Origin of the sequence: Aeromonas sp. FDAARGOS 1404 (assembly GCF_019047085.1) — a bacterium.
Classification (GTDB): Bacteria; Pseudomonadota; Gammaproteobacteria; order Enterobacterales; family Aeromonadaceae; genus Aeromonas; species Aeromonas veronii.
On record NZ_CP077237.1, the window covers coordinates 4,485,394 to 4,497,519 of the forward strand.

Below are 12,126 nucleotides of genomic sequence, written 5' to 3' on the forward strand. Positions count from 1 at the left end.
CAGTCACTTCAGGAGGATGAGTTGGCACCAGTTTGCAATGTTTTCAATCCCTTGGCCAGTCGTTCAATCTCGCGGCGCCACTGGATCCAGGCGGCAGAGGGCAGTTGCTCTGCCACCTGCCAGCGGGTCGGCAGCTGATCCCGCAGGCGCTCCAGCAGCAGGGCGGCATCCACCTGATAGCGGGCCTCCTGCTCCAGCCATGCGAGCCAGCGCAGATCTTCGATGGCTTGCTGCAACAGCAACAGATCGTGGGAGAGGCGATGCGCCTCGCAGGCTTGCGGGCCGAGCAGCATAAAGTCGCTCTCCCGCCCGTCGGTGGGGTCATAAGGCAGGGCGGTGGGCATGCGACCATGCCACTGCAAATAGCCCTCGGCGCCGCTTTGCCACAAATAGAACCCGGCGGCTCTCGGGGTGCCCAGATTGTAAAACCAGGGGGTGACCTTGTGCTGGCGTATCCGCGCCACATCGGCCTTGTCGGCGCCAAAGCCTGCGTTGATCAGGGCAATCTCCACCTCTGCAAGCAGACCAACCTGACCCGGATGATTGAAGTGGCCTGCGCGGATCACCGCTGGATCCCGCCGTTTCATCTCCCGCGCCAGGGTGGTGATGGCGGGCAGGGTGGCAAGATCCGGCTCATCAAACAGGCTCCATGCCAGCGGGGGCAAGCCGCTGGCGGTCAGCCCCTGTTGCCGCGCCTGCCACTGATCAAGCTGGTTGGCAGGGTCTCCCCCCCAGCGTTTGAGCGGGGTATAGGCCAGCAGGGGCGGCACAAAGCCGAGCCCGGCCGCCTCTCCCATGACCTCCCGCATCCCCGCCTCATCTTGTGGCAGGGCGGGCGAGAGGCCGCTGATCCCCAGCTTGGCGAGCCGCTGCAGATCGCAGCGACTGGCCGCGGCGATTTGCTCTTTTAGCGCCTCGGGGTTGGGGTTCAGCCAATTCAGATAAGGGGGTGCTTCGACATAGATGCCGACCGGCTTGCTGGCCGCGGGCAGAGTCAGTGGCAGCACCTCGATAGTCAGTGGCAGCTGCACCAGTTGCTGCTGGCTCAGCAGCTGAATATTGCCGAGATAGCGCCCCGCCGGCGCATCGCGTGGGACGGTCATTTGCAGCACCAGACGCCGAGGTACGTCTGCCAGCAGGGTGAGCCCGGCGATCCCCTCGACCAACTCCTGATCCGAGGGGGCCAGCAGGGTGCCACTCGCCTGCGGGCGAACCAGATGCCACTTGCCGTAATAGGGGGTCAGCGCCAGCGGCGATTCTGCCTGCTCGGGGGGCTGGATCACCAGCAAGGGGGCCGGATCGTCGGTGACGGCGTGGATGGCAAACTCCAGCAACAGCTGGCTGCCACGGGCGGCCAGCACGGGTTGCGCAGCCTGCTGCAACGCATCGGCCGCAGATAGCGGGGCGATCTGCAGGGTTGGGGCGGCATCCGTAATCGGCGTGAGGCTCAGTTGCTGCGAAGCTGGGGCTGGGGTTGGGGAATAGGGGGCCAGAGTCCACTTTTCCAAAAACAGCTGGCGCTGCTTGGTCAGCACGCTTGCGGTAGCGTCGGCCAATACGGCGAGAGCTTTTCCACTATTCGGGAGAGCCTCTTTGCTGGTGCTGGCCGGATAGGGGGCAAGCAGCAGCCCTGCCAGGTATTTGGCATCCGGTGAGTGGCCCACCAATGTGATAGTGAGCGGGCCGCCGGGGTGGTTCAGGGTGACATGAACGGGGCCGCCTTGACGCGCCCCGAACAGCTGCCAGGGATCCGGGTTTGGCAGTGCCTCGCGCGACTGTCCCGCCAGATAGCGCTGCGTTAGCCACTCCTGCGGTTGCCACTGCTCGGCCCAGATGGGCTCGCCATTGACCAGCACGCTGCGCTCGAAGGGGTGGGGGAGGTACTCCCACTCGCCGGGATCATCGAGCCAGAGGGTGAGCTGGTAGCGTCCTTTGGCGACCTCCAGCCGTACGCCATCCAGATTGCGCAGCCCATCGCGCACAAGGGCATCGCCGGAGAGGCGCAAGATGGGGGTGGGATGGCCAATCAGCCGGGGATCCCCCGGGCTCAGGGCCTCAAAGCCGGTAAATCGGGGCGCGGCGGCCGCCCCCAGATCCAGCGCAATGGTGCCCGCTGGCAGAGTCAGACCGGGCTCCCAGTACCAGCGGTGAATGGTCATTGAGGGGGCGTTATCGGCCATAAAGAGATAGAGCTTGGTGAGTTTGTCCAACGCCAGCGCTCTGGGCTGGCTGGTGCGCCACTCACTCAAGGCAAAGCGCTGGGTGAAGGGGCCGGGGGCGACAATCCGCTCCAGATTGACCCGGCTGCGGTAGTTGACCGAGGCCCCATCGTCGATACGCAGGATCAGGGTTTGCGGGCGGGCGCTGGGGTTATGGCCCTCGATCACCAGTTCATCATCGCTGCCCACCGGCCAGCTGTGGGGGCTCAGATCGAGCCGCTGGGGTGTCTGGTTACTGGTTAGGGGCAGCGGGGTCTGCCCCTCCAGCCGAGTAGCGCCCATCGCTGCATTGGCGCAGAGCAGGATAACCAGCCAGAGCCCTCTGCTCATCCGGGCAGCCCCTTCAACCAGTTGTTCAGCTCGGCAGCCTTGTGATCCCAGCTTTGCAGGGCCACCTGCTGTTGGCGCGTGTGGCGCCCTTCGCTGCGGGTGAGCCCCTCCCAGCCACTCTCCTGAAACCAGCCCGGATTGGATTGATCAAAGGCGGCCCGATTGATGGCCTGGGCCAGGCTCTCTCCATCGTGGGGCAGCTGGATCTGATCCCGATAGCCATCGAGAGCCGGAAAATCGGTGCTGACGATGGGGCGCCCTGCGGCCAGATACTCGCGCAATTTCAATGGATTGCAGGCACGGATCTGGGCGTTGTCGACAAAGGGCAGCAAACTCACCTGCCAGTGCTGGGCATAGGCCGCCAGCGTGTGATGGGGACGGGGCCCCAGCAGATGGATATTGGGGAGCCCCTTGAGGTGGGAGATATCGGTCTGGACCGGGCCAATCAGCACCAGATCCCAGTGGGGCAGGGCGGCGGCCGTCTCTGCCAGCAGGGGGATATCAATCCAGTCGCTCAGGCTGCCGTAAAATCCGGCAATGGGACGGCCGGAGGGGAGATCCGCCGGGCGCTCTCTGGGGGGCATAAACAGCTCGAGATCCACCCCGTGGCTGAGGAGCCGGGTTTTATGGGGGGGGAAGCGGCTGGCCAGCGCGGGGCTGGCGGCCAGAATGAGATCCGCTTTTTCCACCAGTCGGGCTTCGCAGTGGGCAATAGCTTGATGATCCACCCCCGCCAGCGCCGAGAAGTCATCGCCGCAGTAGTAGATGACCGCCCGCTCATCCAGCTTGCCAATCAGATCGACGGCGCTGGGCAGGGAGATCCAGAGCAAGGGGCGATCCAGCTCGGGCAACTGGCGCCGGATCTGCGTCGCCAGCCAGTGGCCATTGATCTTGCCCGCCAGCCGACTGCCCGGCAGCGGCAAGGCGAGCGGCGGCAGAACCCGGGGGCTTCTGGCGTCGACTGGCGCAACCGACTGGCCGCCAGCATGGCGCGCGCCGCGCAGCACGGCCCCCAGTTTGCGGACGATGCGGGTGAGATCATGAAGGGTAAAGCGGGGACAGCGCATGCCGATGGAGTTGACCCAGAGCACTTGATAATCGGGCAACAGACGCTTGATCAGGTGTTGGGTGCTGGAGGGGTGCTGGCCCCAATCCTCTCCCAATACCACCAGTTGCGGCAGTGAGTGTGGTTTCATGCAAAGGTCTCCGAAGCGTGTGCGAGGTCGCTGTGATCTTGTGGCTGCAACGGGCGCAGTACGGTAGCCGGTACACCCGCTGCCAGCACACCTGCAGGCAGATCCCGGGTGACGACGCTGCCTGCGGCGACAATGGTACCGGCGCCTATGGTGACACCGGCCATCACCATCACCCCGGTGCCGAGCCAGACATCCTGCTCCAGCACAATGGCCCCCACCTGTTCATCGCGATCCGGTTTGCCAAGAGCGCGATCGCGGGCATTGACGGGATGCCCCGGGTACCCCGCCAGAAAAGCACGGCCAGCAATTCTGACGTTATCCCCCAGCACTATCTTGCTGCCCACCGCCAGGGTGGTCTGCCAGCCAATGCCGACATTGCGGCCAATCACCAGCCTTGGTGTCTGGCTCGATGCCCGGCCGCTGATGGTCATGGCGGCGCTGAGGCGGCAGTCGGCACCAATTTCGATGGTGACCGGACCGCTGATATAGGGGATGCCGCCATAGAGATAGAGGCGCGGGGCGGGGGCCGTGAGGCGAGATTGAAACAAGGGGGTCCACCAGAGGGTGCGGGTCAGGGTCGCCAGCGCGTTGCTGCCCAGCAGATAGAGCCGATAAAGCAGCCGGTGCAGGGGAGGGATCACTGGGCATGACCAGTGGCGGGCACTTTTGGCCAGTCGCCATACCCGGCGGGCCAGTGGCGTCTCCCCCTGTTTGGCCCAGCTTTTCATCCGGTGCAGGTTGATGGTGTTCATGGCGGCCTCTCCCTCTGGTGCAGTCCGTTGCTCGCTATGCAGAAAGCAGGGATCGGGCCAACAGGACGACCCCAGCTAGATCGGGCCAAATGGGGCTAAGAGGAGGGGCAGATTGCGCCGGTCGGTGCAATTTGCAGCCAGCGTTGTGCAAAACGCAAATGCCAGTCTCATTCTGGGCTTGTTCAGGCCGGTTAAGCCGCACAGAGGGACTATCGCTTCAGGGCGGGAGTGAGTGGCGTGGGCTTTGCATTAGCGGTAGCTGACCCGGAGCAGGATGCTTCGGGTGGCTGGGAGGCCCTATGAAACTTGGTGTGAACCAGATTGCCATGCTTTATTACGCCGGTGGCTTGCTCTTGATGAAGGGGATCTCCCTGCTGATGCTGCCGGTGCTGACCCATCAGCTGCTGCCTCGCGAATACGGCCAGCTGGAGGTGCTGCTCACCCTCATCAATCTGGGTTCCCTTATTTTGGGCTTCGGGCTGGTGGATGCCCTCTACCGCTTTGCCGGATTGGCGAAAGATGAGCAGGAGCGCCAGCAGGTGGTGGCCCGCATGTTTGGTCTGGTCTGGCTGATCGCCCTGGCCAGTCTGGTGCTGCTCTGGCTCTTGGCACCTGTGGTGCAAGCCTGGCTGCCGGTGGAAACCCGCCTTGCGGATGTGCGCTGGGTGCTCTGCGCCCTGCCGTTTGAAGGGGTGATCGGCGTGCCGCTGGCATGGCTGCGGATGCGCAATCAGGCGCGGCTCTTTTTCGTGGCGACCGCAGGCAAGGCGGTGATCCAGTCGGTGCTGACCGGCTGGTGGCTCTGGCTCGGTTGGGGCGTGAGCGGGGTGCTGGCCTCCGGCACCCTGACCTGCGTTGCACTGGCGCTGCTGCTGAGCCTTTGGCAGTGGCGAGATAGCGGGATCCGCTTTGACTGGCAGCACTATCGGCCGCTGCTGCGCTATGGATTGCCCCTGGTGGTGAGCGGGCTGGCAGGTTTTGCCCTGAGCGGACTGGATCGCTGGCTGCTGGCCGATGTGGTGGGGGAGGCGCTGCTCGCTTACTACGCGGTGGCGGGCAAGTTGGCGCTGGCGGTGGGGCTGTTGCTGCAACCCTTTGCCCTCTGGTGGTATCCCCGCCGTTTCATGCTGCTGCGCGAGCCGGATGGACTGCGGCTCAATGCCCACTACAGCGTGATGGGGTCGGTGCTGGGGTTTGTCACCGCGGGGATTGTCGGGCTTACCGCCCCCTTGCTTATTCGCTGGCTGACCCCGGAGAGCTATCACGGGGCGATCGCCTATATTCCGCTGCTGGTGCTGGGGATGGCGGTGCGCAATGTTTCGGACTTGCTCAATGTCGGCTGCTTTAGCGGCGAGAAGAGCAATGCCCAGATGGTGATCAATCTGGGCTGCAGCGCTCTTGGGGTCGCAGGCTTTCTGCTCGCCATCCCCCCCTTCGGGGTCGCCGGGGTGATCTGGACCCTGCTGCTGGTCTATCTGGTGCGGGCGCTCGCCTTTTATCTGGTGAGCCAGCGGTTGCTGCCGCTGCCGTATCGCCTCTCGACCCTCTGGGCCAGTTCCCTCGGGGCGCTGGCGATGGTCTGGCTCGGCCAATGGTGGGCAGGATCATGGCTCGTCTAACGCCGGCCATCTGGGCAAGCGCCATCTGTCTGGTGCTGGCTCTGCTCTGGTGGCGGCTGCCCCATCCTTTGCTGCTGCCGGTGCTCGGCCTTGCCATTCCCGCCATCTGGTTTGCCCTGCGCTGGCCCTTCTTGATGGTGCTGGGGTTTGTCACCTTCTCCTTTTTTCGGCTGCATGAGGTGTTCCCCCAGCTCTATCCCCTCAAGATCCCGCTGCTCTTCTCGCTGGCCGCCATCGGCGCGCTGGTCTGGCACATTTTGCTGACCGGCCGGATCAAGCCCTACTGGAGTCCAGCCCTGAGCTGGCTGACGGCCTTCTTTGTGATGGTCTCCATCGGTGTGCTGTTTGCCAGCAACCGGGGCGAGGCGATCGCCACCTGGACCGGCAGCTACAGCAAGATCTATCTGATGACCCTGGCAACCGCCTGGCTGGTGCGCACCCCGGGGGATTTTGCGCTGGCGGTGCGCACCTTTGTGGTGGCGGGCTGTCTGGTGGCGCTGGTGGCCCTCTACAACAAGGCGAGCGGGATCGGGCTGGTGGAGGGTACCCGGGTGACCATAGGGCGCGAGCTGGGCTCTGTGCTGGGGGATCCCAACGATCTGGCGCTGGTGCTGCTCTTTCCTGCCGGTTTTTCGCTGAGCTTGCTGCTCAATCAGGGCAATGGGGTGGGGGGGCGTTTGCTGGGGGGGCTTGGCTTTGCGCTGACCGCCGCCGCCATTATCGCCACCCAGAGCCGCGGCGGCTTGCTTGGCGTGTGTGCGGTCAGCGGCCTGTTTGCCTGGCAGCGGGTGAAGTCGAAAACCCTGTTGATCTCGATGGGGATGGTCGCACTGGTGGTGCTGTTTGCCGCCGCCGGGATCAGCGACCGGGCATCTGGCGGCGCCGCCGAGAGCGGGGTCGATGCTTCGGCCATGGGGCGAATCTACGCCTGGCAAGCGGCCTGGGGCATGGCGTTGGCCCATCCGCTGGTGGGGGTGGGCTTGTCCAATTTCTATTACAACTACTTCTTCTACAGCCCCCACTGGGATGGACTGAATCATGCGGTGCACTCCACCTGGTTCGGGGTGCTGGCTGAAACCGGCTTTGTCGGGTTGGCGCTGTTTATCGGCATGGTGACGGTGACCCTGCGCAGTTGCTGGCGTTGCCAGCTCGCTGGCATGCCTCCTGCAGTGATCACGGCGATGCAGGGGGTGATGGCCAGCATGGTGGGGTTTGTGATTTCGGGATCCTTCCTGACCCAGGGGTTTACCTGGCCCATCTATCTGGAGTTGGCGCTGGCCGTCGCCGCCATCAAGTACGTGCAGCAGGCGGCCACAGAGGTGAAGGCCACCGCTGAGGATCATCAGGAGGCAACCCGGTTGCCGGCAGTGCCACCAACGGGAGCAAGAGGATGAACGCAACCCCTGTTTTGCTGGTTCACTACGGAGAGGACTGGATCCGCGGCAGCGAACGCTGCCTGCTGGATCTGCTGGCTCACCTCGATCGCAGCCGGTTTACGCCGTTGCTCTGGTGCAATAGCCCGACGCTGGCGGCAGAGGCGGCCACCCTTGGGGTAGAAACCATGGTCGAGCCGTTCAGCCTGCTGCTGGGATGGCAGGCGCCCCGCTTTGATCTTGCTGCCCATCGGCGCCTCTCCCGACGAGCCAGAGAGCTCATCACCGAACGGCAGATTGGGCTGGTGCATGCCAATAGCGCGGCTCCTTGTCAGTGGCTGGCGGGGGTCTGTCGGGCGTTGCAGGTACCGTTGGTGTGCCACCTCCATGCCCGTTACCAGCCCAGAGACAGATTCAGCCTGCGGGTTCATCAGGCAAGCGTGCTGATCGGGGTGAGCGAGCCGGTGTTGACCGGTTGGCGCCAGGATGGCTGCGTGGCCGATCGGTTGATCCGGGTACCCAACGGGGTGGATGCCGCTCGCCTGAATGGCGGTGCTCACTGGCCGGTCGTCGGCATGCTGGGCTTGCGCCCGGGGGATATGATCATCGCAACCGTCGGCTCATTGATCAAACGCAAGGGGATTGATCTGCTGATCCGCTCGCTGGCTGCCCTGATGGCATCGGGGGAGGAAGCCCAGTTGCTGATTATTGGCAGCGGTCCGGAGCGGGAAGCATTGATGGCGTTGGCTGTCGAGCTCGGGGTGGCCGAGCGGGTCCACTTTCTCGGCGAGCGGCCGGACAGCGCGGCTATCTTGCGGGGCGGGGTGGATCTGCTGGTCTCTGGCGCCCGTGAGGAGGTGTTTGGTCTGACGTTGGCGGAGGCGGGCATGTTGGGGCTCCCGGTCAGTGCCTACCGAGTGGGCGGCATCCCCGAAGTGGTGGAGGAGGGGGTGACCGGCTTGCTGGCAACCCCGGGGGATTGGGCCGAGATGGCTGATCACTGGCGGCAATTGAGTAATCCGCAGCGCCGATGTGAAATGGGGCGAGCAGCTCAGTTGCGTGCAGCACAGTTGTTCACGGTGGCGCGCTACGTTGACGGGGTCACGGCGGTGTGGGACGCCGCGCTGGCTGGTCGTTGGCACGCAACGGCCCCCACACCCTTCCGACCACTCATGCATTGGGCGGGGCAACGACTCCTTGCCAGAGGGCGCCATATGCTGGCGAGTGGGATGGCAAGAGTGGCGCAAAAAGTGCAACTGGGGTTTGGCCGCCGCAAGGTGCCAGAGTAAGGGAGCAGCAAGATGAGCATGCAAACTGAGCCGGTGTTTGGAAAGATCATCGTCGTGGATCCCATCCCGTTTCGCGGTGGCTCCAAGGTTGCGACCGAAGTTCTTCTCGATGAGTTGGCCAAGCGGATGCCCGGGCTCACATGCCATGTGTTGACCCAGGATCCCGACTCCTGGTCCCGTAGCCAACATCACCCCCTTTGGCTGCCCCACATATTGAAGGGGCGGGAGTCCGGCATCGGTTATCTGCTCAAACAGGGGTGGCAGACCCTGCTGATCCTCTGGCTTGTGCTGCGCTTGGGGCAGGTGAAGTGCCTGGTGGCGGCGTCCGGGCCGGGGGTGGATCTCTGCTGTTACTGGGCGGCCCGCTGGTTGCGGTGCCGGGTGGTTCAGCTGATCCATGGCCCTGTGGGGTGTTCGGGGCTCTCTGCCAGAGCCTTGCAACGGGCGAGTTTTGTGTTTTATCTCGAATCGACCCGCAGCTCCCTGGCGGCGCTGCTGGCCCGGCTTGGCGAGACCGAGTTCCCGTCACACTGGCAGCCATTTACCAACGGTTTGAGCGAGATTGATTGGCCCAAAGCGACCTTGGGGGGGCCCCGTATTTTGTGGGCGGCTTCGTTGCTGCGCTGGAAGGGGCTGGAGACCATGCTGGCCGCCCATCAACTGATCCCTGACGCTCGCCCCGAGCTGATGGTGTGCTATCTGCAACCCAAGGGCACGCTGCAGCCCTGTAGCCAGCCTCAGCCACAGCTGCCAGACACGCACTGGTATGCCAACCCCGCCAATCTTGACGAGATCCGATCTCGATGCGGCATTTTTGTCTCCACCAGTCATCAGGAACCCTTTGGCCTCTCCATTCTGGAGGCCATGGCGGCAGGATTATGCGTAGTGATCCCGGCCGATGGCGCCTGGTGGGATCGACACCTCACCGATGACGTGAATTGCTGCAAATATCAGCCAAACGATCCCGGCGATCTGGCGCGGGTGCTGGCCAGCCTCAATGCCATGCCCGACGTGGTCAAGCGACTTGGCCATCATGCCCGCCTGCATGCCATGGTCCATTACAACGCGGCGGATACCTATCAAAGCACACTGGATCAGTGGGAAGGCATGTTGCGATGGGATGCGTTGAGCATTGCCGTGCATGGTTAGCGCGCAGTGGTTCCCCACGGGGAAGATGGGGGGGGGTGAGGGACTTATGGTCAGACTGGTTGCGGGAGGCTGGGTGACTCCGCCACTCTGATGCAGTTGCGGCCGGATGATTTGGCGGTGTAGAGCGCAGCATCAGCCAGTTTTACCAGTTCAGACGGCTGCCAGTGACTCGATGGTCTGAGGCAGGCAACACCCATGCTAACGGTCACCAGACCGGTGGTATTTTGTGCGTGTGGCTGCGCGAGTGCAAAAATCAGCCGCTGGATATGTTGGGCAATTTCATAGGCGGATTGACGCTCGACATGTGGCAGCAGGATGACAAATTCCTCTCCGCCGTAGCGGGCCACCAACTCCCCCGAGCGGCGCCCGGATTGCGCCAGGGTATGGGCCAGCAATCGAAGGCACTCGTCACCGGCAACGTGGCCATAGAGGTCGTTGAACTGCTTGAAATGATCGATGTCGAGCATGATGAGCGCAATCGGCATCTCTGTCTGAATACAGTGCTCCCAGGCCTGGTTCAATGAGTTGTCGAATAGACGACGGTTGCCGATATTGGTGAGCCCGTCGGTATTGCTGAGCGCTTCCAGTTTCCGGTTCGCTTCCGCCAGCTCCTTGGTTCTGAGCTCGATAATGAGCTCCAGCTCATGTTGGCGCTCCTCCAGACTGGTCATCGGGTAAATTTCGCTTTCCCGAGCCGCACTGTAAGGGATGGAGATACTGCTGTGAGCAATTTTCCACGCCATGGCTTCGTGTCGAAAAATCAATACCAGTCTGGCGGTTCTGCGGGAGAGGATAGGTTCTGATTTCGGTAGATGGATATGGAAGAAGGCGGTGACAGCCACCACATCGGCGGCCAGATCTTGCAGGGTCACATCGAGTATTTCCAGGCGGATCCTGCCCGGGATCTGGGCAAAATCGCGGCGGGTTATCCGGATCCACTCATCCCTATCGGTAACCAGAACATCACTGCTGCCGGCAAAGCCGCTGAAATTGTCGCTAAACCGCGTGGTGAGCCGATCATCCCGTGATGAATACAGCTCGATGTACTCATCAAACAGTGAGCGGATCAACTGTTCCCGTTCAGTGGTCATTGCGCTGGGTCCATGTGAAGTGGTCACGTTTTTCAAACGTTCGATTGAACTATAGTCAATTATGTCATTTTAATTGGCTATCTATCTTGATTTTTCTCGTTTTTTTGTTCAATTCCCGCACTTGGCAAGTGTCCGTAGGGCCAGCCAGAAACAAGGCTCTATGGCGTTGTTATCAGAGGCAGTCAGGGGGAGGCATCTCTCTGCAACGGCGGCCGCTGCGGGCTGCATTTCACGAGGTGAGCTGGGCTGTCAACGCGTTCGAGTTCGATAAGGCGCTGCAGTTGCTGGCACCACTGCTTGGGTGATGGTTAACACCCTTATCGCTTGTCATGTTCATCGTCATCCCAACTCATTTTTTAGGGTTGCCATTGAACAAGAATAATTATCATCTATATCGATAGATATGGATATTTACGCTATGGTTAATTACGCAGGGTGACGTGAAGGTAAATAGTGTGAATACGTGCAGTAACATCTGTAACCGGATGAGCGAATGTATCGCGAGTTAAATATGATCACTATGTTGAAGGCAGCCTTCCACCTTGCCTTTTCTCTCTCCATTAATTTGAATGCAGATTCACGATGATGCGTAAACATATCCGTGAGTGCGATATTTTACTCACCAGAATCCAAGACAATAAAGAGTGGGGGGGAGCGTATTGATATGCATACCTCTGCGGCACCTTTTCATTAAGCGGTGTTAAACGGCAGGGAGGCCAAGCGGGGTTGTGCTGTGTGGGCTCGCAGTAGAACGTGTCGCACTGAAGCGCAGGTAAAATGCAAACTGAAACCAAGCTACATGCAGGTAAATCGTGCCGTGCAGGCCGTGCTTGCTACCGGTGGCAGCTGGCCGTGAGACAGTTCTGGTGTGGGGAGGCAAGTCAGGAGGTTGTCCCGTGGATGACTGCATGAAATATGCAATGAGATGAGTAAAGATATATTCAATGGATCATTTATGGGTGGGCATCAGTATTGTGAAATGAGCGGTATAGCCAAGATTTCAATCATGTTAATTTGGCTCACAGTGAAAGAGAGGATATGCGGTGATTAATTATTTAATATCCAATTAAGTTCATAAAATTTACGGTATCGCTAAATATCTCTTAGG

8 protein-coding genes are annotated in these 12,126 nt (G+C 61.6%); 4 read left to right on the plus strand and 4 right to left on the minus strand.

Features of this window, described 5'->3' with window-relative positions; genetic code table 11:
* Window positions 1-8: 8 nt before the first annotated feature.
* Genes I6L34_RS20770 through I6L34_RS20780 form a run of 3 tightly spaced genes read right to left on the minus strand, consistent with a single transcriptional unit; the run spans window position 9 to window position 4,497 of the window.
* Window positions 9-2,549 carry a hypothetical protein gene (locus tag I6L34_RS20770; protein WP_216955261.1) on the minus strand — a complete coding sequence of 847 codons (2,541 nt, stop codon included), beginning with the start codon at window positions 2,547-2,549 and terminating at the stop codon, window positions 9-11.
* Window positions 2,546-3,745 carry a glycosyltransferase gene (locus I6L34_RS20775; RefSeq protein WP_216955262.1) on the minus strand — a complete coding sequence of 400 codons (1,200 nt, stop codon included), beginning with the start codon at window positions 3,743-3,745 and terminating at the stop codon, window positions 2,546-2,548. Before I6L34_RS20775 ends, I6L34_RS20770 begins: the two co-directional genes overlap by 4 nt.
* A complete protein-coding gene (locus I6L34_RS20780; protein ID WP_040069217.1) occupies window positions 3,742-4,497 on the minus strand; it encodes an acyltransferase in 756 nt (251 codons plus the stop codon). Before I6L34_RS20780 ends, I6L34_RS20775 begins: the two co-directional genes overlap by 4 nt.
* A gap of 299 nt (window positions 4,498-4,796) precedes the next feature.
* Between I6L34_RS20780 and I6L34_RS20785 the strand changes: the two genes are divergently transcribed.
* Genes I6L34_RS20785 through I6L34_RS20800 form a run of 4 tightly spaced genes read left to right on the plus strand, consistent with a single transcriptional unit; the run spans window position 4,797 to window position 9,927 of the window.
* Complete coding sequence (locus I6L34_RS20785) at window positions 4,797-6,116, plus strand: lipopolysaccharide biosynthesis protein (RefSeq protein ID WP_043819779.1); 1,320 nt, start codon at window positions 4,797-4,799, stop codon at window positions 6,114-6,116.
* Window positions 6,104-7,510 (plus strand): O-antigen ligase family protein, encoded by a 1,407-nt coding sequence (locus I6L34_RS20790; RefSeq protein WP_081042869.1) that lies wholly within the window; start codon window positions 6,104-6,106, stop codon window positions 7,508-7,510. Before I6L34_RS20785 ends, I6L34_RS20790 begins: the two co-directional genes overlap by 13 nt.
* The gene (locus I6L34_RS20795) at window positions 7,507-8,778 is read left to right on the plus strand and encodes a glycosyltransferase family 4 protein (protein WP_058060038.1); all 1,272 of its coding nucleotides are present in this window, start codon (window positions 7,507-7,509) and stop codon (window positions 8,776-8,778) included. Before I6L34_RS20790 ends, I6L34_RS20795 begins: the two co-directional genes overlap by 4 nt.
* A gap of 12 nt (window positions 8,779-8,790) precedes the next feature.
* A complete protein-coding gene (locus tag I6L34_RS20800) occupies window positions 8,791-9,927 on the plus strand; it encodes a glycosyltransferase family 4 protein (RefSeq protein ID WP_058059085.1) in 1,137 nt (378 codons plus the stop codon).
* A 50-nt stretch (window positions 9,928-9,977) separates the two neighbouring features.
* On the opposite strand, the gene I6L34_RS20805 is transcribed toward I6L34_RS20800, so the two are convergent.
* A complete protein-coding gene (locus I6L34_RS20805; protein ID WP_216955263.1) occupies window positions 9,978-11,018 on the minus strand; it encodes a diguanylate cyclase in 1,041 nt (346 codons plus the stop codon).
* Between the last annotated feature and the right edge of the window lie 1,108 nt (window positions 11,019-12,126).